The sequence below is a fragment of the Streptomyces sp. NPDC002265 genome (assembly GCF_040296125.1).
Taxonomy (GTDB): Bacteria; Actinomycetota; Actinomycetes; order Streptomycetales; family Streptomycetaceae; genus Streptomyces.
Window position 1 is genome coordinate 13,887 of sequence record NZ_JBEOWS010000060.1, and the last position, 21,321, is coordinate 35,207.

21 protein-coding genes and 2 pseudogenes are annotated in these 21,321 nt (G+C 70.6%); 9 read left to right on the top strand and 14 right to left on the bottom strand.

What is annotated here, in order from left to right; translation table 11 throughout:
- Positions 1-3 precede the first annotated feature (3 nt).
- From ABT085_RS13840 to ABT085_RS13850, 3 genes and pseudogenes are all read right to left on the bottom strand, one after another.
- Positions 4-965, bottom strand: a pseudogene (locus ABT085_RS13840) (zinc-binding dehydrogenase).
- 116 nt (positions 966-1,081) lie between these two features.
- On the bottom strand, positions 1,082-1,873 hold the full coding sequence (locus tag ABT085_RS13845) for an NAD(P)-dependent oxidoreductase (RefSeq protein WP_351605997.1): 792 nt from the start codon (positions 1,871-1,873) through the stop codon (positions 1,082-1,084).
- Positions 1,764-2,804: an EamA family transporter gene (locus ABT085_RS13850; protein WP_351605999.1), complete on the bottom strand. Its 1,041-nt coding sequence runs from the start codon at positions 2,802-2,804 to the stop codon at positions 1,764-1,766. Before ABT085_RS13850 ends, ABT085_RS13845 begins: the two co-directional genes overlap by 110 nt.
- 78 nt (positions 2,805-2,882) lie before the next feature.
- On the opposite strand from ABT085_RS13850, the gene ABT085_RS13855 reads away from it, so the two are divergent.
- The 3 genes from ABT085_RS13855 (at position 2,883) to ABT085_RS13865 (ending at position 5,383) form a co-directional block, all read left to right on the top strand.
- A complete protein-coding gene (locus ABT085_RS13855; protein ID WP_351606002.1) occupies positions 2,883-3,818 on the top strand; it encodes a LysR family transcriptional regulator in 936 nt (311 codons plus the stop codon).
- 133 nt (positions 3,819-3,951) lie between these two features.
- Positions 3,952-4,356, top strand: coding sequence for a nuclear transport factor 2 family protein (locus ABT085_RS13860; RefSeq protein ID WP_351606005.1), 405 nt, complete (start codon positions 3,952-3,954; stop codon positions 4,354-4,356).
- Between the two features lies 1 nt (position 4,357).
- Positions 4,358-5,383 (top strand): alcohol dehydrogenase catalytic domain-containing protein, encoded by a 1,026-nt coding sequence (locus tag ABT085_RS13865; protein WP_351606007.1) that lies wholly within the window; start codon positions 4,358-4,360, stop codon positions 5,381-5,383.
- Positions 5,384-5,413: 30 nt separating this feature from the next.
- On the opposite strand, the gene ABT085_RS13870 is transcribed toward ABT085_RS13865, so the two are convergent.
- The 7 genes from ABT085_RS13870 to ABT085_RS13900 all read right to left on the bottom strand — a co-directional run bounded on the left by ABT085_RS13870 (position 5,414) and on the right by ABT085_RS13900 (position 11,742).
- Positions 5,414-5,920, bottom strand: a complete 507-nt coding sequence (locus tag ABT085_RS13870) for a Dabb family protein (protein ID WP_351606010.1) — start codon at positions 5,918-5,920, stop codon at positions 5,414-5,416.
- A 267-nt stretch (positions 5,921-6,187) separates the two neighbouring features.
- Positions 6,188-6,949 carry a maleylpyruvate isomerase family mycothiol-dependent enzyme gene (locus ABT085_RS13875; RefSeq protein ID WP_351606013.1) on the bottom strand — a complete coding sequence of 254 codons (762 nt, stop codon included), beginning with the start codon at positions 6,947-6,949 and terminating at the stop codon, positions 6,188-6,190.
- A 146-nt stretch (positions 6,950-7,095) separates the two neighbouring features.
- On the bottom strand, positions 7,096-8,088 hold the full coding sequence (locus tag ABT085_RS13880; RefSeq protein WP_351606016.1) for a patatin-like phospholipase family protein: 993 nt from the start codon (positions 8,086-8,088) through the stop codon (positions 7,096-7,098).
- A 166-nt stretch (positions 8,089-8,254) separates the two neighbouring features.
- Complete coding sequence (locus ABT085_RS13885) at positions 8,255-8,401, bottom strand: hypothetical protein (RefSeq protein WP_502982721.1); 147 nt, start codon at positions 8,399-8,401, stop codon at positions 8,255-8,257.
- 198 nt (positions 8,402-8,599) lie between these two features.
- A complete protein-coding gene (locus ABT085_RS13890) occupies positions 8,600-10,120 on the bottom strand; it encodes an MFS transporter (RefSeq protein WP_351606018.1) in 1,521 nt (506 codons plus the stop codon).
- A gap of 322 nt (positions 10,121-10,442) precedes the next feature.
- Positions 10,443-11,030 (bottom strand): TetR/AcrR family transcriptional regulator, encoded by a 588-nt coding sequence (locus tag ABT085_RS13895; protein WP_351606021.1) that lies wholly within the window; start codon positions 11,028-11,030, stop codon positions 10,443-10,445.
- Between the two features lie 190 nt (positions 11,031-11,220).
- The gene (locus ABT085_RS13900; protein WP_351606024.1) at positions 11,221-11,742 is read right to left on the bottom strand and encodes an acyl-CoA dehydrogenase family protein; all 522 of its coding nucleotides are present in this window, start codon (positions 11,740-11,742) and stop codon (positions 11,221-11,223) included.
- Here ABT085_RS13900 and ABT085_RS13905 point away from each other — a divergent pair.
- Positions 11,708-12,484: an acyl-CoA dehydrogenase family protein gene (locus tag ABT085_RS13905; protein ID WP_351606027.1), complete on the top strand. Its 777-nt coding sequence runs from the start codon at positions 11,708-11,710 to the stop codon at positions 12,482-12,484. The genes ABT085_RS13900 and ABT085_RS13905 overlap by 35 nt on opposite strands.
- Here the strand turns inward: ABT085_RS13905 and ABT085_RS13910 are convergent.
- On the bottom strand, positions 12,406-12,927 hold the full coding sequence (locus tag ABT085_RS13910) for a winged helix-turn-helix transcriptional regulator (protein ID WP_351606030.1): 522 nt from the start codon (positions 12,925-12,927) through the stop codon (positions 12,406-12,408). The genes ABT085_RS13905 and ABT085_RS13910 overlap by 79 nt on opposite strands.
- Positions 12,928-13,043: 116 nt before the next feature.
- Between ABT085_RS13910 and ABT085_RS13915 the strand changes: the two genes are divergently transcribed.
- From ABT085_RS13915 to ABT085_RS13925, 3 genes and pseudogenes are all read left to right on the top strand, one after another.
- Entirely contained in the window at positions 13,044-13,556 is a 513-nt protein-coding gene (locus ABT085_RS13915) for an SRPBCC family protein (RefSeq protein WP_351606032.1), read from the top strand.
- Positions 13,556-14,605: an LLM class flavin-dependent oxidoreductase gene (locus ABT085_RS13920; RefSeq protein ID WP_351606035.1), complete on the top strand. Its 1,050-nt coding sequence runs from the start codon at positions 13,556-13,558 to the stop codon at positions 14,603-14,605. The genes ABT085_RS13915 and ABT085_RS13920 overlap by 1 nt, the downstream gene beginning before the upstream one ends.
- Positions 14,606-14,635: 30 nt before the next feature.
- Positions 14,636-14,872, top strand: a pseudogene (locus ABT085_RS13925) (NAD(P)-binding domain-containing protein); the annotation flags it as partial.
- A 104-nt stretch (positions 14,873-14,976) separates the two neighbouring features.
- Here the strand turns inward: ABT085_RS13925 and ABT085_RS13930 are convergent.
- Complete coding sequence (locus ABT085_RS13930) at positions 14,977-15,243, bottom strand: hypothetical protein (RefSeq protein WP_351606047.1); 267 nt, start codon at positions 15,241-15,243, stop codon at positions 14,977-14,979.
- Between ABT085_RS13930 and ABT085_RS13935 the strand changes: the two genes are divergently transcribed.
- Positions 15,232-15,456 carry an Lrp/AsnC ligand binding domain-containing protein gene (locus tag ABT085_RS13935; protein WP_351606042.1) on the top strand — a complete coding sequence of 75 codons (225 nt, stop codon included), beginning with the start codon at positions 15,232-15,234 and terminating at the stop codon, positions 15,454-15,456. The two genes, ABT085_RS13930 and ABT085_RS13935, sit on opposite strands and share 12 nt — an antisense overlap.
- Positions 15,457-15,516: 60 nt before the next feature.
- On the opposite strand, the gene ABT085_RS13940 is transcribed toward ABT085_RS13935, so the two are convergent.
- On the bottom strand, positions 15,517-16,089 hold the full coding sequence (locus tag ABT085_RS13940) for a hypothetical protein (RefSeq protein WP_351606037.1): 573 nt from the start codon (positions 16,087-16,089) through the stop codon (positions 15,517-15,519).
- 816 nt (positions 16,090-16,905) lie between these two features.
- Here ABT085_RS13940 and ABT085_RS13945 point away from each other — a divergent pair.
- Complete coding sequence (locus ABT085_RS13945) at positions 16,906-20,154, top strand: TIM-barrel domain-containing protein (protein ID WP_502982722.1); 3,249 nt, start codon at positions 16,906-16,908, stop codon at positions 20,152-20,154.
- A 20-nt stretch (positions 20,155-20,174) separates the two neighbouring features.
- Here ABT085_RS13945 and ABT085_RS13950 read toward each other — a convergent pair whose 3' ends face one another.
- Positions 20,175-20,918: an SDR family oxidoreductase gene (locus ABT085_RS13950; protein WP_351606039.1), complete on the bottom strand. Its 744-nt coding sequence runs from the start codon at positions 20,916-20,918 to the stop codon at positions 20,175-20,177.
- Between the last annotated feature and the right edge of the window lie 403 nt (positions 20,919-21,321).

Here is a 21,321-nt window from a genome sequence, read left to right on the forward strand (position 1 = left end):
AGACTACGGCGTCAGCACGATCCTGCCGAAGACCTCACCGCGTCCATCTTCCGGTGCGCCAGCACGGCCTCGTCCAGCGGCAGCAGTTCGTGCACCACCGCTTCGATCTCGCCACGGGCGGCCGCGGCGAACTGCTCGCCGCGTACGGCACTCAGGTCGGCCGGGGTGGCCGTGGCCGCGCTGAAAGCGGCGAAGGACATCGACTTCTGGAACGCTGCCATGATCCTCGTGCCGAAGTCCGCGGGCGGCTGACCCGCGACAGCGCCCACGGCCACCATGCGGCCGTACGGGTTGAGCCGGTCGAGGAACGACGGCATGTCCGCACCGGCCACGACGTCGATGATGACGTCGTAGCCCGCGGGAGCCTCTTCCCCTCCGTCGCCGGAGCGGTCCAGCACGTGGGTCGCGCCGAGACGGCGCAGTCGCTCGCCACGCTCGGCCGACGATGTCGTGACCGCCACCGCGGCGGCACCACCACGAGCCGCGAGCTGCACCGTCATGATCCCGATGCTGCCGGCCGCGCCACGCACCAAGACCGTCTCCCCGGAGGCGAAATGGGCGCGGCGAAGCCCGAAGTGGGCCACCGCACCGGCACTGCCGAGCGTCACCGCGGCAGCGGCGGACAGGCTGCTGGGCAGGGGAAGAATCGACTCGACCGGTGCGACGGCCTGTTCGACGTAGCCTCCGCCGGTGCCGGTGAAGCCCCACACCCGCCGGCCGATCCACGACGCGTCGACACCGTCGCCGACCGCGGTCACGGTGCCCGCGACCTCGCCACCCGGGATGTGGCCCTCCTTGAAACCGTAGGCGGCCAGAGCCCCACTCCGGATCAGGGTGTCGACACCGCCGACGCCCACCGCCTCGGTGGCTATCAGCACCTGCCCGGCAGCGGGTGCGGGTACCGGCAGGTCGACAACAGCCAGACCGTCAGGACTGCCGAACGTCTGGATCGAGATCGCCTTCACTGTGGTCTCCAGGTCCTCGAACCGCTCAAGCGCGAACGCATCCAGGTCTCGGACGCTGACGGACACCCCGTCCGCTCCGGTGGCGGCCCGTCGAGGAACCAGGTTTTCACCGGCCCTCAAGCGTTGTCCGGCCGCTCGGCGATCGTGAAGTGCCGCTCGGGGCCGGGGGGTTCGAGCTCGTCCAGCACCGCTGCGGCCAGGTCCTCGGCACTCGCGTACGATCGCCCGTCGGCGCCGGTGAGGAGGGTGTCGGTCCCCCGCCGGTAGCGGGCGGTGCGCGTACCGGGCGCCAGCAGAGCCGGCGGGCTCAGGTAGACCCAGTCGGCCTCCAAGTGGACCCGGCAGGCGTCCAGTTGGGCGATTCCGGCGGCGGCCACCGCCCGGTGTTCCGCAGGCACGTAGGCAGGGTTCTCGGCGACCGGAAGCTCCGGGTCGCCGGGGCTGCGCAGCGCACCGGCCCCGCCGACCACGAGGACCCGCGCCCCGAGCCGCGCGGCGACGTCCAGCACCGTCCGGGTGGCATCGACCAGGAACGCCCGGTCCGCCGGGTACCTCCGTACGGCGAGTACGACCGCGTCGAGGGCACCGGCCCTTCCGCCGGAACGGGCGGGACCGACCGTCAAGGAGTCGGCCGACGGGGCAGCCTCCCTGCTCACGGCGCCGTCCGTGCTCACGTCGGCACCCACGGGAGACCGGCGTCCGGCTGCCGCTGCGAGCGTCCGGTGTACCGCGGTCGCGTCCGTGACGTCGACGGCGAGCGGCGTCACGCCCGGGTCGGCCGGTGCCGCTCCCCGGGTGTCACTCGCCGGCTTTCTGGACAGCGCCAGCACCCGGTGTCCGCGCGTCCTCGCCTCGATGACCACCCGGCCGCCGACCATCCCCGTGGCGCCGAACACGGCGATCGTCATGCACCGCGTCGGCGTGGTGGTCTGCTTCATCGTGTCTCTCCTTGTCGAATACGGTCTTCTTCCGCTCCGCGGGGTCGAGTTGGGCGGCCAGCAGGGCGCTCAGCGCAACCGCGAAGCCGAACGTCTGCGCCCGGCTCAGCAACTCCCCTCCGGCGACCCCGATGACGGTCGCGACCAGGGGCGACAGCAGCACCAGCGGAGCACTCGCACCGACGGGCAGCCGACCGATCCCACGGAACCACAGGGTGTACGCGACCAGCCCGCCCATGCTGCCCAGCCACAGGTATCCGCCCGCGGCCCCGGCGTCGATCCGGCCCGGCACTCCCTCGACCCCGAGGGTGAACGGGAGCATCAGCAGCCCGCCCGCGGTCAGTTGCCAGCCGGCCAGCGTCAGCGGGCTCACCCCCTCGGGACGGCCCCAGCGCTTGGTCAGGACGACCCCGCCCGCCATGGTCGCCGTATGCCCGAGGCCGGCGAGCACCCCGAGGGCGTCCAGCCGGGCCCGCGGCCCGAGTACGACGAGTGCGACCCCCAGCACTCCCAGCACGGCCCAGACCAGCCGCCAGGCCGTGGGCCGCTCATGCAGCAGCGCCACGGCCAGCGCGGCGACCAGCAACGGCTGGGCGGCGCCGAGGGTGGCCGCCACCCCGCCGGGCAGTCGTTCGGCTGCCACGAACAGCAGCGGCATGGCCCCGATGTTGAGCGCGCCGAGGACCGCTGTCCGCCACCACCACCGCCCATGGGGCAGCACCCGGGTGAGCGCCAGCGCTATCAGACCGGCGGGCAGGGCACGCATCAGTCCGGCGAACATCGGGTGCCCGGCGGGCAGCAGCCGGGTGGTCACCACGTACGTGGTGCCCCAGGAGGCGGGGGCGAGCGCGGTCACGGCGACAGTGGCCGCCCGCGTCTGGAACCGAGGCATGTAACCCATGCCGGAAGTCTCGGCAGCGGACGGTCATGTCGCCAAAGCATGGTTGCCTTGACAGCCATGAACAGAAACCATTGATCCATGGACCTCCAGCAGCTGCGGTACGTCGTCGCCGTCGCCGACACCCTGAATTTCACCCGCGCCGCCGAGCGCTGCGGCGTCGTACAGTCCTCCCTCAGTCACCGGATCGCCGCGCTGGAGCGGGAGTTGGGGGTACGACTGTTCGCCCGGTCCAGCCGCCGGGTCGAACTGACGAGCTCGGGCACAGCGTTCCTCGTCGGCGCACGCGAATGTCTGGCCGCCGCCGACCGGGCAGTCGCGGACGCCGTCGCCGCGACCGGGGTGGTACGGGGGCAGCTCGCCGTCGGCGTGATCGCGACGACGGCGGCTGTGGACGTGCCCGAGCTGCTCCAGCGCTACCGCGCCCGGCACCCCGACGTCCAGGTCGTCCTGCGCTCCGGGCGCAGCGACGACCTGGCGGCCGCGATCCGCGCCGGGGAGCTGGACATCGCGTTCCTGGGCCTGCCGGAAGGCGAGCATCCTGCCGGGGTGGAGACCCTCGTCCTGGATCACGACGAGCACGTCCTGGTCGTACCGGCCGGGCACCGGCTGGCGGCTGCGCCTCGCGTGACCCTGGCGCAGATCGCCGGGGAGACGTTCGTGGACTTCGTGGCCGGCACCCCGGCCCGTGCCCAGTCGGACCGGGCGTTCGCCGCCGCCGGGCTGGTGCGTGACGTGGCCTACGAGTCCGGTGTCGTGGAGCTGATCACCCGGCTGATCGGGCGAGGCCTCGGGGTCGCCCTGCTGCCCTCTGCGTTCATCCGCCCGCTCGTCGCCGAGGATCCCGGCCTGTCCCTGGTCCCGGTACGGGACGGGCCGCACCGGATGGAGTATCTGGCCTGGAGCCGCTTCAACCCCAGCCCCGCCACCCGCGCCATGCTCGAGGTCCTGGGCGTCCGCCCGGAGCGCCACCCCCCTGCCGACACCGGACAAGGCGAGAATCTCCGACCGGAATAGCCCGAAACTGTGGATGTTCCGAAACCTACGTATCGTGGCACTGGACACCGTCGTTGATCGACGTGGCTCCGCATTGCTTTCCGGCTGCCTGCACCCGACTCCGTATGCGGCATACAGAAGGCGGTTTCCCTCCATGAGCGCCCTCGAAGAGAAGAACAAGGCTGTCGTCCTCGACGCTTTCGACGCTTTGTTCAACAAGCGGGACTACGACGCGGCCGAACGCTACTGGTCCCCCGGCTACATCCAGCACAGCGCCCATATCGCGCCCGGACGGGACGGGCTCTTCGACCTCGTCAGAAACCTCCCGGCGGACCTGCGGCACGAGCATGAACTGGTCATGGCCGAGGGCGACATGGTCATGGTGCGTGGCCGCTTCTCGGGACACGGTCAGGCCGCCCCGTGGATCGCCGTCGACTTCCTCCGCGTCGAGGACGGTGTCCTGGCGGAACACTGGGACGTCATCGAGCAGGAAGCCACCCGCGAACAGTCCCTGAGCCACCTGCCGATGTACGGCGACCATTTCCCCGAGGAGCGCTGAAATGAGTGCGTATCGAGTCGCACAGGTCACCACCCCGAACGGCACGTTCGAGATCGCCGAACGGGAGACGTCGCAGCTGGGACCCCGCCAGGTCGGAATCGTCGTCGAGGCGTGCGGCGTCTGCCGCAGCGATGCGATCTTCGTGAGCAACGGGCTGCCAGGACTTTCGTTCCCCGAGGTGCCCGGACACGAGATCGCCGGCCGCATCGAGGAACTGGGCGCAGCCGCTCAGGACCAGGGATGGCAGGTAGGCGACCGGGTCGCGGTCGGGTGGTTCGGCGGCAGCTGCGGGCACTGCAAGCCCTGCCGCGAGGGCGACTTCATCGTGTGCCGCAGCCTTCAGGTCCCGGGATGGACGTACGACGGGGGATTCGCCGAGAAGGTCGTCGCACCCGTGGACGCGCTCGCCCGGATCCCCGACGCGCTGTCGGCGGTCGACGCGGGGCCGCTGGCCTGCGCGGGCGTGACGACCTTCAACGGGCTCCGGCGCAGCTCCGGACGGCCGGGAGATCTGGTCGCGGTGCTCGGCCTCGGCGGCCTGGGACACCTGGGAGTGCAGTACGCGGCCGCGATGGGCTTCGAGACCGTGGCGATCGCACGCGGCGCCGAGAAGGCCGACTTCGCCAAGCAGCTCGGCGCCCACCACTACGTCGACAGCACCTCCGGCACTCCGGTCGCCGAGGCGCTCCAGTCCCTCGGCGGCGCCAAGGTCGTCCTGGCCACCGCGGGCAACTCCGAGGCCATCACCTCCACCGTGTCCGGAATGGCCCCCCGCGGTGAGGTCGTGGTCATCGGAGCCGACACCGAGCCCCTCGGCGTCACCCCGGCCCAGCTCCTGCTGAGCGGCTACGTCGTCCGCGGCCACCCGTCCGGCACCTCGCAGGACGTGGAGGACACCATGGCCTTCAGCGCCCTGCACAACATCCGCCCGATGACCGAGACCGTGCCGCTGGACCGCGCGGACGAGGCCTTCCAGAAGATGCTGACCGGCAAGGCCCGCTTCCGGATGGTCCTCACCGTCGGCTGACGCCCGGATCGACTCGCCGCGGCCGCGTTCTCAGCGACCGGGCCTGAAATCAAAGACGATGGCACCCTCAAGCAGCGGTTGAACGAAATTCTTGAACGCCTCGTGTGCCGGGTCATAGAACTTGGGATCGGTGACAATAGGTTTCCCCACGTAGTAATTCCGATCCCCCTCGGATGCGAACGTCACGATGTAGCCCTGCTGCATCCCTCTCCCCAGCCCCTCCCCGCTTGTCTGGGTGCCTGACTCCAGAGACGTGATGTACGGCTTGCCGTGACGGACCGCCTCGGTCTTCAGGGAGCGGAACCGCCTCATCGTCTCGGCCTGTTCCTTTGCGGATGTGCCCGGCTTGAACCGGAAAAGAACAATGTGCTGAACCTTGCCCGGCTTGTAGTCCGCGGCGGTGAATTTCTTGACGCCGACGCGCGACAACTCCTGGCGCAGAGCCTTCGCCGCGTCCGCGTCGACGTCGCCCGTCGGAGCCGGAGCGGCTGCCGGGGAAGAATTCGCCTCGCCGCCTGAGGCTTCGATGCCCGTCATCGCACATCCCGTCAACGCAACCATGGAAACAGCACTCGCAACGAGGAGCCGGACGGTCGCAGATCGTCTCTTTGCCACCATGAACGACTCTCCACGACTCGGAATTCATTTGCGGACAGATCAAGGCAGCCCCACCGGAGCCATGGCTCAAGATCACCACAAGGCCTGCCCCGCCGGCCGGCACCGAACGGCACCGGGCGACGCTGATCGCCCGGATGCGGCCGCTCATTCACCTGGACGGACAGCAGCCGCCCCACGCCCTGGACCTCAGGCCCAGCCCGGCGCCGGCGGGAGAGGCCACCCGGGCGGGGTGGGCAGCGGGACGTCCGAGCGCAGCCGCGGGTCCGTACCGCGCCCGGCGAGCCAGGCGAGGACGGAGTGGCCCGAGCCGGTGACGGTGGCGCCGGACGGGGCCAGGGTCCAGGCGCGATCGAGGTCGGTGGCCTGGATGCGGGCAACCGGGAAGTCGCGCGCGGTGAGCGCGGCGACGGTGTCGCCGAGGGCCCATGTGACGTAGTCGGCTGGCCAGTCGGCCGCGCTGTAGCCCAGGTCCAGGTCGACGTGGTGCGTCTCGAGTTCACGCCGGCAGCGCTGGAGCGTGAACCAGGCGGGGTGCCGCCACCCTGCAAGGGCGGTGACCATGACGGACCAGCGTTCGGCCGGCATGGCCTGTGCCACATCGAGCAGTCGGTCGAGGCTGCCGCGCAGGTCGGCGGCAAGTTCACCGGCCGAGCGCTCGGCGCCCTCGCGCAGTGCACGGTCCAGGGCGGCGGCGTCCGCCCGTGGGCCGGGCTCGGTGCCGGTGCGGGCCAGCGTCAGCAGCCACCGGTAGACGTCGGCGCTGCGGGCGAGGTGGGTGACGACGTGGCCACGGCTCCACCCCGGCAGCGCCGACGGCTCACGGGCCTGGAGGTCGGTGAACGAGCCGAGGCCGGCGCCGAGGCGCGCGGCAGAGGCTCTGACCTCGTCGAGGAGGAGATCGATGTCTGCGGGAGTGATGTCGGGAGCGATGTCGGTGGTCTCGGTCACGGCCGCCACCATACGGTCGGCTGACGAGCCGGTCACCCGGTACGCGTGACGCCCTCGGTGACAGCCCCGGTGGGGCTGCCGGACCCCTGGAGGGCGACGCCGTCAGCACGCCGAGCGCCGCCGCCCAGGTCCCGGAGGAAGAGCAGTCACGGGTGCAAGGGTGCGTCGGGGAGATGGCTGCGGGCGTCGTGGACGGCGGTGCGGCCGGCCTCCAGTGCGGTTTCGAGGAGGGCGCCTTCGCGGGCGAGGCGGCCGACCGCCGGTGAGTCCGGGGCGGGGCGGATCGAGACGATCGCCGGGTGACAGGCGAGACGCGCGTCGTCCTCGGCCCAGCGTGTCTCGCGGTCGAGGAACGCCTGGCGCAGGGCCGCGGACTCATGGCGCAGAAACCGCTTGGCCACGAGTGGTGCGGAGCGGGACGGCCGCGCGACGTCGATCGCCCGCCGGGAGCGCAGCACCATGACGTGGGTCGCCCCCTGAGCCAGCGCGGTGCGGTACGGCACGGACTCGGAGACGCCGGCGTCGTAGTACCGGTGTCCGCGCAGCGTGACCGGAGGACCTGCCAGCAGCGGCAGCGAGGCGCTGGCGCGCAGCGCAAGGCGGAGTTCTGCGGCATCGCCGATGAAGGGGCGCAGGTCGGTGGACCGCCCGGTGGCCGCGTCCGTGGCCAGCGGGTGGTACTCGATGGCGCTCGCGAGGACCGAGTCGAAGTCCATGGGCGCGAAGTCGCCGTCGCCGTACCGGTAGAGCACCTCGTAGAAGCTGTGCAGGTCCACGAGCGGCCGTCCGCGCAGCGGGTTCGAGCGCCGGATCAGTGTTCTGGCGTATTTGGGAATGGTCCAGAAGCGCAGCGACTGGGGGCTGCTGCTCAGCAGCCACGCGCCGGAGGCGGCGCCCGCGGAGGCGCCGTAGACGGCGTCGAAGCTGTGGGTCAGTCCGAGTTCGTGCAGGGCGAGGGCCATCCCGCCGGCGATGATGCCGCGCATCCCGCCGCCCTCGATGGCCAGCGCGACACGGTGCCCGTCGGTGCGTGCGCCGGGCCGGCTGCCGGCCCGCGCACGCTCCGTGAGCACGCTCCAGACCGGATGCGGCTCCTCGGGCCCGGGTGCGGCGGCAGAGGGTGTGGGAGTCGTCGTCATCGTAGGAATGGCTCCAGAGCGCTGTTCGGGGGTGGGATCTGCGTGCCCGGGTCGGGGACGGCGAGGCGCGGCGGGCTGCTGGCGACAGCGGCCTTGGCTCGGTCGTCCCCCTGTAGCGGCTGAGGCGGCTTCGCGGCCGTCGCCGACGCCGGAGCACCCAGGATGCTCAGACGCCGCCATGACGCTCTTCGTGCAGGGCGTCGATGTCTGCCGCGAAGTCTGTCAGCATCACCGTGCGTTTCAGCTCCAGGGACGGTGTGAGCCGGCCCGCCTCCTCCGTCAGCACGGTGTCGAGGATGCGGAACTTCTTCACCGCCTCGGCGTGCGAGACCGCCGCGTTGCCGACGTCGACGGTGGCCTGGACGGCTGCCAGGAGATCGGCGTCATGGTGGTGCGCAATGCCCAGACATTCAAAGCAGTTGATCCGTCACCGGTGGATCGACCGGCCGTCGGCCGCGTGCACCGCTGGAGCGCGGATCGACCGGGTCTAGTCCGCGCTCCGCTCCGACCGTCAGGCCTTCGCCGGTTGCGCGGCGGAGTCGGTCGGTGTTCCAGGTGTCCTCTCCTCCTCGTACTTCGCGGGGGACTTCGCGACCAGACTGCTGCGGGTACGGTCCTTGGCCAGCCCGGCCAGGGCGACCGCCACGGTCAGTGTCATGGCGCCGAGGGCGATGGCGAAGCTCATCGTGAACTGCGACTCCTGCGGCAGATCGATGCCCTCGGGCAGGCCGGGGATCGTCCTGGACGCCAGCAGGGAGGTGACCACGGCCGAGGCGATGGCCGAACCCAGTGACCGGGAGATCGAGTTGATGCCGTTGGCGATGCCGGTCTGCTGCACCGGCACACTCGCCGCGATCAGTGCGGGCATCGCGGCGTAGCCGAAGGCGATCGCGACACCCGTGAACAGTCCGGCGCAGATGACGCTCGCGGTCTGCCCGTGCCCGAAGGCCAGCCAGGCGAACCCGCCCGCGCCGACCAATCCGCTGATCGCCAGCGTCAGCCGGGCGCCGATCCGGCGGACCAGGACGCCGCCGACCGGGGCCGCGACCAGGGCGACCAGGGAACCGGGCAGCAGATATTCCACGCTGGCCCGCAGCACCGACGCCGTGAAGCCGTAGCCGGCGATGCGCTCGGGCATCTGCACCAGGTACGAGATGCCGATGAACTGGGTGAAGGCGGCGAACCCGACGAGCAGACCGGCCAGGTTCGTCATGGCCACCTGGCGGTGCGCGAACATCCGCATGTCCACCAGCGGGGCGGAGACCTTCAGCTCGACGAGCACCCACACCACCGCCATGACCACGGCTCCGGCGAAGCACCCGATGACCTTGCCGGAGTCCCAGCCCCAGGTGTGGCCCTGGGAGATGCCGAGCAGCAGCAGGACCAGGAAGGCGGCCAGGACGAGGGTGCCGGGCACGTCCACACGGCCGCCGACACGATGGCCGCCGTCCGGGACCAGGAGGAGGACCGCGAGCAGCGCGAGGACGGAGACGGCGGTGGAGAACCAGAAGACGGAATGGTAGTCGGGGTCACTGCCCTGGGTGAGCAGTCCGGTGACCACCAGCGACAGGCCGGAGCCGAACGCCAGGGTGGAACTCACCAGCGCCATGGCGCCGTGCAGCTTCTCGTGCGGGACCTGGTCGCGGACGATCGACAGCGCCAGCGGGAAGATCGCGGTCGCCGAGCCCTGCATCACCCGGCCGACCAGCAGCAGTCCCAGCGAGGTCGTCAGGGATGCCAGCAGCGAGCCCGCGACCATCACCACGAGGACGGCGACAAGGGTCTGCTTCTTGCCGTGGAGATCACCGACGCGGCCGAGCAGCGGGGTGAAGACGGCGGCGGAGAGCAGGGTCGCGGTGGTGACCCAGCTGACACCGGCCGAGTCCGTGTGCAGTGCGGTGCCCAGCAGCGTCAGGATCGGCACGACCTGGGTCTGTGCCATCGCCACGACCATGGCGGCCAGGCCGAGGGCGAGAACCGGCGCAGTGCTGCTGCGCTTGGCTGCCTGGGCGGCAGCCGGGGTGGACCTCATGGGGCAGTGGATCCCTTCAAGGGTGAATGGCATTGACGGCGCATGGGCTTGATCGACTTCACGGGCGGCAGCTAGGTGGGCGCGCCTCTCGATCTCACCGACCGGCCGTTCACTTTATCATTCACTTGCCTTTCACTAGCCGATGGCTAGTGAAAGGTCCGCCATGGTCGGACCGACTCGGAGAGCGAATGGGCGAGGGGTCTGGAAACCGGTGCAACGCCTGGGCGCGCGGCGCATCAGGCGGCCGGAGCGGCGGCCGCGCCCTGCGTCGCAGCCGTCATCCTTCACCCGTCATCCGTCACCGGATGTCACGGACGTCGGCTCACGCCTCGCCGGGCACGGCGAGCAGGCCGCGGGCGGTCAGCAGAAGCGTGGCCCTCAGCTCGTCGTCCGAGAGGTCGGACAGCTCGCCGAGACCTTCCAGCATCCACACGCACATCACATAGGCCATGCGTTCCGCCGGGGTGGGCGAGTTGCCGAACAGAACCCGCAGGACCCGGCGCCTTCGCCCGTCGTTCTCGGCGTAGATGCTGGCGGCCCGCATCTCGGGATCGTGCAGGAGCATGGCCCCGAGTTCACGGTTGCGCACCAGGAAGTCGACCCAGCCGACGGCGTACGCCTCCAGCCTCTCCTGACGCGACGTCATACCCGCCAACTCGTCCAGGAGCAGGGTCATTTCCTCCACCGGCGCATCGAGCGAGGCCTTGAGGATCTGCGCCTTGGTCCGGAAGTGGTAGTAGACCGCGGCCTTGGTGATTCCCATGTCGTCCGCGATGGACTGGAGCGAGGTCGACTGGTAGCCGTGGGCGGTGAAGAGCCGCTGCGCCGTCTCGACGATCTGCCGCCGGGTCGCTGCGGCCTGGGCGGACCGACTGACCACCGGGACGTCCGGCTCTCGCTCGCTGAGCACGCTCGCTCCCGCAGGGGTCTTGCCTTCATGGGCCCTGGTGACCGACCACCGGACGCCGCCCACCTTACCCGCACCGTCCGTCGGCCAGCCATCGACAGGTGCGTCCGGGCCCCGGCCGTCAGCCGGCCGGGGCCCGGATCGGATCCGCTCTGCCGCAGCACACCGGCACCCCCGGTGACGGCCTGCCGCTTCAGGGCACGGCGGCGGGCCGCGGGCGAGGTTCCTTGGGAAGGCCGAGCAGCATCTCACCGACGATGCCGCGCTGGATCTGGGAGCTGGCGCCGTAGATGGTGGCGGCCCGGGCGTTGAGGTAGACGCTGGTCCAGGAGGCCGAGGTGTTCGGTGCGCCCGCGTCGTCGGTGCAGTACCAGTTCGGCGAGGGATCGCCGGTGGGGGTCAGGGCGTCGAGTCCCAGGACGTCCATGGCCAGTTCGGTGGCCTTGCGGTGGTACTCGCTGGTGAGCAGCTCGACGACCGCGGCCTGCGGGCCGGGCTCGTGTCCGTCCGTGAGCCGGGTGGCCAGCCGCAGGTTCTGGCAGTGCAGTTGCTCGACCTGTACGTGGCACCAGGCGAGGCGCTGCCGGATGTCGGGGTCGTCCTGCAGTCCGCGGGAGACGATCAGGTCGGTGAGCCGGTCGAGTTCGTCGCGGAGCTTGATCGGCATGAGGACATAGGTCTTGGCGCGCCCGAAGTTCAGCAGGGTCGTGGCCACCGGCCAGCCCTGGCCCGGCCGGCCGACGACGAGATCGGTACTGCCGACCGTCGCGGGTGGAGTGCTGGTCTCGCTACGACTGGACCGTCCCGGCGTCCGGCGGACGGACCGCGACGGCCTGGACGTCGTGGAGCCGGTTGCCGCGATCGAGTTGGCCGGCGTCGAGGCCGACGCACTCGGACCGGGCCGGTTCGGCGACCGGAGCCTCGCGGCGGTGCGGACCCTGTTCGCGGCCGAACTGGTGGGCCTGGCGGGCCAGTGCGTGGACGCGGCCGTGGCTTACGCCAAGGAGCGGCATCAGTTCGGGCGCCCGATCGGCTCGTTCCAGGCCGTCAAGCACACCCTGGCCGACCGGCACGCCCAGGTCTGCGCCGCGCGGCTGCTGCTGCACTGGGCGGCGGCGACCGGCGATCCGCACACCGCGGGCCTCGCCGTACAGGCGGCCGGCGACGCCGCCGACGCGGCAAGCGCCGACAACCTGCAGACGCACGGCGGCATGGGCTTCACCTGGGAGGCGAGCGCGCATGTCCTGCTCAAGCGGGCCCGGGCCAGGCGCGCGCTGCTCGGCACGTCCGCCCGGCAACTCGACGCCGTCGCGGACCGTCTCCTGGAGACCCGGGACCGAGGCCAGGGCCCGGACCGGGACCGGCGACCGGTCCGGGGTCAGTCCGCGGTCGGCGTCGGCTCGTCCAGCCTGAACCGGCGCCGGATGTCCGGACGGCCGAGCAGTTTCGCCGGGTAGCCGGGGCCCGGGCGCGGGGTGACGTCCTCCCAGGCGAGCGGCTCCTTGCAGTGGGAGCACACCACTTCGCCGTGGGCGTCGTGGCCGCAGGTCTCGTGACGGGTGATCACCGGAGGTCCCGCCTCGTCCGAGAGCCACCGGTCGCCCCAGTTCGTCATGGCGAGGATGACGCCGTAGAAGTCGCGGCCGGACTCGGTCAGCAGGTACTCGTGGCGGACCGGCTGAGTCTCGTACACCTGCTTCTCCAGCAGCCCCGCCTCCACCAACCGGCGCAACCGCTCCGACAGGGTGTTGCGGGCGATGCCCAGCTCCTGCTGGAACTCGTCGAACCGGCGGATCCCGTAGAACGCCTCCCGCAGCACCAGGGGGGTCCACCAGTCACCGAGCAGGTCCATGGTCCGGGCCACCGAGCAGGGCCAGTTCGCGAACGACGTACGCCTCATGCCCCCGATGGTACGAGTCTCACGACGAAACTCAGCAGACAGCAAGGCCGCAGACCTTGCGACCGTGAGTCCAAATACGCAACTATGCAGGTAGACGAGGGAAGGGAGCCCCGGTCATGGAGTGGACGGGACAGGTCTACGCGGACACGCCCACCGTCTCCGCGCAGACGTACGTCGACGCGCCGCCGGAACGTCTGTGGGGATATGTGAGCGACATCCATCTGATGCCCGAGCTCAGTGCCGAGTTGCAGCATGTCGAGTGGCTCGACGGCGTGACCGGCCCGCGAGCCGGGTGCCGGTTCCTCGGGCGCAGCGCCCACCCGGCGCTGGGCAACTGGGAGACGACCAGCACGGTCGTGGACTGCGAGGCGCCGCGGCGCTTCGCCTGGGCCGTGGGCGACCCCGACCGTCCGATGAGCGTCTGGCGGTTCACGCTGCACCCGCAGGGTGCAGGCACGGTGCTGGAGCAGTGGGTGCAGCTGGGACCGGCCCGGTCCGGGCTGAGCGCGGCGATCGACGCGATGCCGGACAAGGAACAGAAGATCGTGTTCGTGCGGCTGCGTGAGTTCGAGGCCGGTATCAAGGCCAACCTCGCCGCCGTCAAGGAACTGGCCGAACGGGAGAAGTGATGCGCACAGCGACCACCATCGAGGCCTCCGGCGGCGGCCCCTGGGGCGAGACCGTCGAGTTCGTCCTGGAGGCCGAGAAGCTGGGCCTGGACATCTGCTGGGTGGCCGAGGCCTGGGGCAGCGACGCCCCCTCGCCGCTGGGCTACCTCGCAGGCCGTACCGAGCGGATCCTGCTCGGCTCCGGGGTCGTCCAGCTCGGCACCCGTTCCCCGGTCACCATCGCGCAGACCGCGATGACGCTCGCCCACCTCTCGGGCGGCCGCTTCCTGCTCGGGCTGGGCGCGTCGGGGCCGCAGGTCATCGAAGGCCTGCACGGAATACCGTTCGCGCGGCCGCTGACCCGGATGCGGGAGACCGTCGACATCGTCCGGCGCGCCTTCGCCGGGGAGAAGATCGAGTTCCAGGGCCGGCAGTTCACCATCCCGCTGCCCGACGGCGAGGGCCGCCCGATGCGGCTCAGCGTGGAGCCGGTGCGGGTACCGGTCTACCTGGCCACCCTGTCCCCGAAGATGCTGGAACTCACCGGTGAGATCGCCGAGGGCTGGCTGGGCACCAGCTTCGTGCCCGAGGGTGCCGACGCCTACTTCACCCACCTGGACAGCGGACTCGCCCGGGCCGGCCGTACCCGCGCCGACCTCGACGTCTGCCAGGGGGCCGAGATCAACATCGTCTCCGACGAGGGCCGGCTGGCCGAGGTCGTCGGCAGCCGCAAGAAGGAACTGGCGTTCTCGCTGGGAGGGATGGGCTCGGGCTCCACCAACTTCTACAACAACGCCTACAGCCGCCAGGGCTGGGCCGACGTCGCCGCCCGGATCCGTGAACGCTGGCAGGCCGGGGACCGCGACGGTGCCACCGCCCTGGTCACCGACGAGATGGTCCTGGCCACCACTCTGATCGGCACCGAGGACATGGTCCGCGACCGGCTCCGGGACTGGGACGCGGCCGGCGTGGACACCGTCCGTCTCTACCCGGCCGGCGACACCCTCGAAGCGCGGCTGGACAACCTCGGCCGGGGCATCGACCTGGTCCGTTCGCTCGACGTCCGGTAAGGGTTCCGGACACGATCCGAAAGGACCACCATGGCAGTGACCGCCATCTCGTCGGCACCCCCGGCCGCCGTCTCCGATGTGACCGGTCAGGTCGTCGGCATCCTCGGCGGGACCGGGCCGCAGGGCCGGGGGCTGGCGTACCGGCTCGCCCGCCTGGGGCAGCAGGTGATCATCTGATCGCGCTCCGCCGAACGGGCCGGACGGGCGGCGGCGGAACTCGGCCTGCTCCAGGGCCTCGGCGACGCCGAGACCGCCCGCGCCGGCGACCGACGTCTGAGAGATCCGGACAACAGCGGGATCCGCTCAGGGGGCGGGGTCGCCCCCGACGCCGGGCCTGCGGCAACTGCGCGACCCGTTCCGCCCGGAAGCCGTCACCTGGCCGTGGCATCCGGAACGAGGGGCTGATCCGGGCTGGGGGGCGATGGCCGGCGTCGCGGAAGCATCATGGCCGTGGTCACTGCGGTGGCCAGGACGAGCGCGGCGGCCGCGCAGAAGGCGTTGCGGGCGCCGGTGAGCGCGGCGGCGGCCGGGGTGGGGTCGCCGGGCGTGGCGGCATGGAGGAAAAGGCTGCCGAGCAGGGCGACGCCGAGCTGCTGTACCGCGTTGAGCAGGCCGGCGCCCGTGACTTGGCCCGACACCCTGAACTCGCCTACGTGGCGGCCGTCACCGGCCCCCACAATCTCACCGCTCATGCCCTGTGTCCCGACCCGGCGGCCCTGCACCGCTACCTCACCGAACGCCTGGGCACCCTGAAGGCCATCAGCACCCTGGAGACCGTGCCCGTGCTGCGCACGGTCAAGATGGCCGGACTGCTCCCGGCCACCGGCAAACCACCCAGGCGACGCCGCTAGCGGGTCTTCAAGTGCCGGTTCCGGCACAGATCTTGGGGAGCGGTCGGCAGGGACAGACGGTCAGCCTCCGGCGACCAGCTGCCCGTCGACCCTGCCCTCGTCGTCCGCGCTGGCCAGCAGGTCCACGATCACGGAGCGGTCGGTGTCGTTCCGCCAGACGACGGCCGCGCCGAACGACGGCAGTACACCGATGACGGTGCCGAGCACCTCCTGGGTCTGGCGGTTGACGGCCCGGAAGTCGCCCCGGGTCACCGTCCCCGATTCGCTGACCGAGACGGTCACCGTCTCGCCCGGCTGCGCCACGACCCTGTCGCAGAACTTGTAGGAGCCGGGCTGGACGCTACATGTGTACGGGGCCCTGTCGGCGGCAGGTGCCATCGCGCCCTGCCGAGTGCCGGCGGAGACCGCCGATGCCTCCGGGGCCGAGGCCGCTGAGGCCGCTGAGGCCGTCGAGGCCAGCGGCGCGGCCAGCGCCACGCAGGCGATGGCGCACACCCACCGGCCGCGCCGAACGGTGGAGTGGAACGGAGTTCTGCCCTGCCGGGCCGGACGGTGGTCGCGTCCGGGGTCGGCGCCGCCGGGGCCTGCTACGACGCCAGGGGCCACTGGTGCTGCATCGGTGGACGGCTTCATGTCTGAATCACCTCGCGCACACGCCTCGAGCCGTCGCCGTGGCGCCGTGGCACTCTCGTGGGCGGGCACAGCACAGCCCTGGGACATTGGGTGAGTCGAGCTGGTGCCGCCCGGGTCGTGCCCGCGCCTGCGTCGCGGCATCGCCGCCGCAGGCGGATTGTGAGCGGCCGGCGCGTCACCGACACCGCTCCGGCGGGCATCACGCACCTTCTGACGATTTTGGTGCCCGTGCATGGCACCCGCAACCGGAGCACTTCGGTCGCGCATGACGGGGTCCGGCCGCAGTGCAACAGGACCATGTCCGGCCGCGGAGCAGCGTGGGGGTCGGGCACGGTGGTGCGGTTTCCGGCCCGAGTGAGAACGGTCATCTGAGAACGGCCGTCTCGCAAGTCGCTGTTGGAGTTCGTTCGTTTCGCCGCCCTCATTGACCTCGAAACGAACATGACGCGACACTGTCAGGCATCGTCCCTCAACCGGCGTGTGCAGTCCGGACGCTGCTCGTCGTCTCACGTGCGAAGGCTTGCATCGCTGCGCACCGGTGCGGCGGAGGAAGGAAGAAACTCCTTGAGTGCCGTCCTCGAACCCCCGCGGACGCGTCTGCCACTCGTCGGCATGACGACGACGGTCTCCTCGACTGGGCCGCACTCACAGTCAGATCTCCTGACGGCGGGTTTCGACGCCGCTTCGTGAGACGTGCGCACACAGCACAGCCAGGGCTGAGATGGGACGCCTCGTCACCGAGTAAACGGAGTTGACATGCCAAGTGCGGCGAAGATGCGACGTTTCGGATCCATGCGGCGGCAGGTGAGCACGGCCGTGGCGCTGTCACTTGCCACCGCCATGGCACTGGCCGGCGGCGGCCCGGCCTCGGCCGGGCCCCTGTCTCCCGGGGATGCTTCCGACCAGCGCATTCCCACCGTCACATCCGGCGACGCCCGTTTCGAAGTCCTGTCGCCGACGCTGATCCGCACGGAGTACGCGGGCGACGGGAAGTTCACCGACGAGCCCACCTTCAACGCGATAGGCCGTACGGGTTTTGCCCGGACCGCCTACTCGACCCGCGTATCGGAGGGCTGGCTCACCATCAAGACCGCCGCCACCGAATTACGCTACAAGGTCGGATCCGGACCGTTCGATACGGACAACCTTTCCGTGCGTGAGACCGCGGGCGACAGCCCGGTCACCGCCACCCCCTGGCAGCGACTGACATGCTCGCTCGGCGCGCTGTGCGAGGCGGAGCGGCTCCAACTCGACGGCGTGTCCGTCGCCGAGGACCACAGCGGCCACACGGGCGCGGGCTTCGCGGCCGGCTTCGCGGGAACCGGCAGCTCGGCAAAGGCTGACATCGATGTCAGCAGCGCCGGGACGTACGACTTCGACATCCGTTACGCCAACTCCGTCGGCGGCGACGGAAAGAACGAGACCAGGACGCTCACCCTCACCGTGGACGGCGCCGCACCGCAGAAGGTGTCCCTGCCGACCACCGCGAACTGGGACACCTGGAAGCTCGTCACCGCGCAGATGACACTCAGCGCCGGTCACCACACCGTGGCGCTCACCCGGACCGCTGACGACTCCGGGAACGTCAACGTCGACAGCGTCGCCCTGGTCCGCTCCAAGGACCCGTATCCGTCCGTTTCCACCACCGCCATCACCGACTGTCTGCTCGGCACGAGTTGCGAGGCGGAAGCAGGGCGCATCTCCGGTGGCGCCGTGAGCGCCGACGACCATCAGGGCTTTGCCGGAAGCGGCTTCGTCGCCGAGCTGAACCAAGGTTCCGGCGTGACCACCCACCTGGTCGGGATCCCCGAACAGGGCACGTACACGCTGCGGATCCGTTACGCCAACGGTACGGGCGGCGACGGCCGGCACGAAGCCCGTACCGCGTCCCTCACCTCGGGTGGCACGACCGTCCCCCTGTCGCTCCCGGCGACGGACGACTGGAACGACTGGAAGACCGCAACGGCGCGCGTCACACTGAACGCGGGCCAGGACGATCTCCGCCTCGACTGCCCGGACACGGCGAGCTGCCACGTCAACCTGGACACCATCTCCCTGGCCCCGGCCGACGCCCCCGCCCCACAGCCGCATCTCGCACTCGGCGGCTACCGTCGCGGTCTGGACGGTGTGACCGGCAACGGCCCCGCTCCGGTCACCACACCCGGTCTCCTGAACAAGGACGGCTGGTACCTGCTGGACGACACCGTGTCGGCGCTGTACGACACGGCGACACAGCAGGTCACGCCCCGGCCCTCGCACGGCGGCAGCCCCTATCAGGACGGCTACGTCTTCGGCTTCGGGCACGACTACAAACAAGGGCTGAGCGACCTGGCGACGCTGACCGGCCCGTCCGCGCTGCTGCCGCAATGGGCCTACGGGGTCTGGTACTCGGAGTACATCGACCGCACGGCGGCCGACTACGAGAACACGATCCTGCCGGCCTTCAGATCCGAGGGCGTACCCCTGGACGTGCTGGTGACCGACACCGACTTCAAGGCCGTCAACGACTGGAGCGGTTGGGAGATCGACACCGCCAAGTTCCCCGATCCCAAGGGCTTCTTCGACTGGTCCGCCGAAGAGGGGCTGCACAACACGCTCAACGTGCACCCGAGCATCCTCGCCTCCGACCCCCAGTTCGCGCAGGCCCAGGCAACCGCCAAGGGCAAGCTGACGAAGGGAGGTTGTGCTTCGGCCGCTTCGGTCCAGGGCAACTGCTACACCTTCGACTTCGGCGACCCCGATCAGCTCAAGGCATATCTGGACCTCCACCGCACCATGGACGAGCAGGGCAACGACTTCTGGTGGCTCGACTGGTGCTGCGACCAGTCGCAGGCAGCGCTGGCAGGGGTCACACCGGACGCATGGATCAACCAACAGTACGCCACTCTCACCGGCCGCGACTCGGGCCGAGGCTTCGTCCTGTCCCGCGCCTACGGCTCACTCCAGGCCGGCGGCTACAGCGGTCAGCAAGGCCTGCCGACCGGACCGTGGGCCGACAAGCGCAGCACCGTCCACTTCACCGGTGACACCTCCTCGACCTGGGGCGCCCTGAAGCTGGAAGTCGGCTACACCCCGGGCGAGTCCGCCGCCACCGGACTGGCCGCCATCACCCACGACATCGGCGGCCACAACGACACCACGGGGCTCAAGGGCTCGGAGACCTACACCGACGCCGGCGGCACGCACAGCACGCACAAGCTGCCGGACGACCTGTACGCCCGCTGGGTCCAGTTCGGCACCTTCCAGCCGATCGACCGTCTGCACAGCAACCACAGCGACCGGCTGCCCTGGCAGTACGGCCCGCAGGCGCGGCAATCCGCGGACAAGTTTCTCAACCTCCGGGAAAACCTGGTCCCTTACACCTACTCGCTGGCCGAGGAAGCCAACCGGACGGGCACCCCCATCGTTCGTCCCACCTACCTGGAGTACCCGGACGAGGCGCAGGCGTACGCCACCGCCGACAGCGAGTACTTCTACGGCTCCGACATCCTGGTCGCCCCGGTCACGACTGCGGGGACGACCGCAACCACCTCGGTGTGGTTCCCGCCCGGCCAGTGGACCGACTACTTCACCGGAAAGACCTACCAGGGCGGCACCACACAGGCGATCACGACCGACCTGAACTCCATGCCCGTGTTCATGAGGGCCGGCGGAATCGTTCCGACCCGCACTCATGACGTCACCAGCAACGACCGAGCCCCGCTGACCGAGTTGACACTGACCGTCGCCCCGGGCGCGTCGGGCAGCTACACCCTCTACGAGGACGACGGCTCCGCCGCCGCCGCGCGCCACCGGGGCCACAGCGCCACCACAGCCATCCGATACGCCGAGCACCGTGGCCGCCACACCGTCTCCATCAGCGCGGCGAAAGGCTCCTTCCGCGGCCAGGTACGGAACCGGCAGTGGACCCTGTCGATACTCGGCACGACCCACATGCCGGCCGAGGTCACCACGGGCAAGGGACGACTCGCCCCGAGCCAGTACCACTGGAACGCCGACACGCAAGTCCTGACGCTCACCTTGCCCCGACGCCCCGTGCACACCCCGATCACCATCACCTACTAGGAGTCATCCCAGCAAGCACGTCACCAGGGCACCTCTCCCTCGTCGTCGAAGAAGCGGCCCGTCGGCCCGTCGGCCGGCGCGGTCGCCAGCCGGATCGCGGCGACTGCGCCCTGCTGGGGGGTGCGCACCCCCCGGAAGCCGTTGAGGTCGGTCGCCGTGAAGCCGGGGCAGACGGCGTTGATCAGGATGTGGGTGTCGGCCAGTTCCTTGGCGTACTGCACGGTGACGGCGTTGAGGAACGTCTTCGACGGGGCGTAGGCGATGGAGATGGGGCCCGTCTCACGGCCGGGCGTGGTCTGGAGGGTGAGGGAGCCGACGCTGCTGGAGACGTTCACGATCCGCGGCGCCGGCGAGCGGCGCAGCAGGGGGAGCAGGGCGTTGGTGACGCGGATGACGCCGATCACGTTGGTCTCCACGGCCGCCCGTACCCGGTTCACGTCGACCGTGGTGGGCTCCTGCGGTCCGCCGCCGGTGATCGCCGCATTGTTGACGAGCGCGTCGAGCCGCCCGACTCGCTCCTCCATCAGCCGGGCCGCCGCTGTCACGCCGGCGTCGTCGGTCACATCCAGCGGCACGCCGAACGCGTCGGCTCCGGCCGCGCGCAGTTTGTCCACAGCGGCCTCGCGCCGCTCCTCGTTCCGCGCGCCGATTCCGACGGACCAGCCGAGGGCGCCGAGCCCGGCGGCGATCTCGTACCCGATGCCCTTGTTGGCCCCGGTCACCAGCGCGACCTTGTGGTGGTTCACGGTGTTCGTCTCACTCATGACACCGATACTTCTCCCCCACCGGGCAGGGAGTCCAAGACCGACTGGGTGTACGGCGATACCGCCCGGGTATCGCTCCTGGCCGTCCCGGTTAGGGCCTGTCCGGCGGATCAAGTCGCAGGAAAGCTGCGGTGCCGTATTAGCCGAGGTGAGCGGGGTCTGGTGCGTGCAGCTGCAAGGCGGAGGAAGGAGTCGACGCGGTGGGGGCACCTCCCGGCCGAAGGCTGGGGGACGTCGGCGAGGGACGACAACGCCGCAGGTGTGCGTGCCAGACCCCGCGTCTGCGGCGTGATCCGCCGGACAGGCCCTAGTACTGCAACGGTGCTTGTTCTGATTGCTGGGCATTTTTCAGGGGCTGTGTCCGCGTCGTTTGTAGTGGCTGATGCGGGCCTGGTGCTGCCGG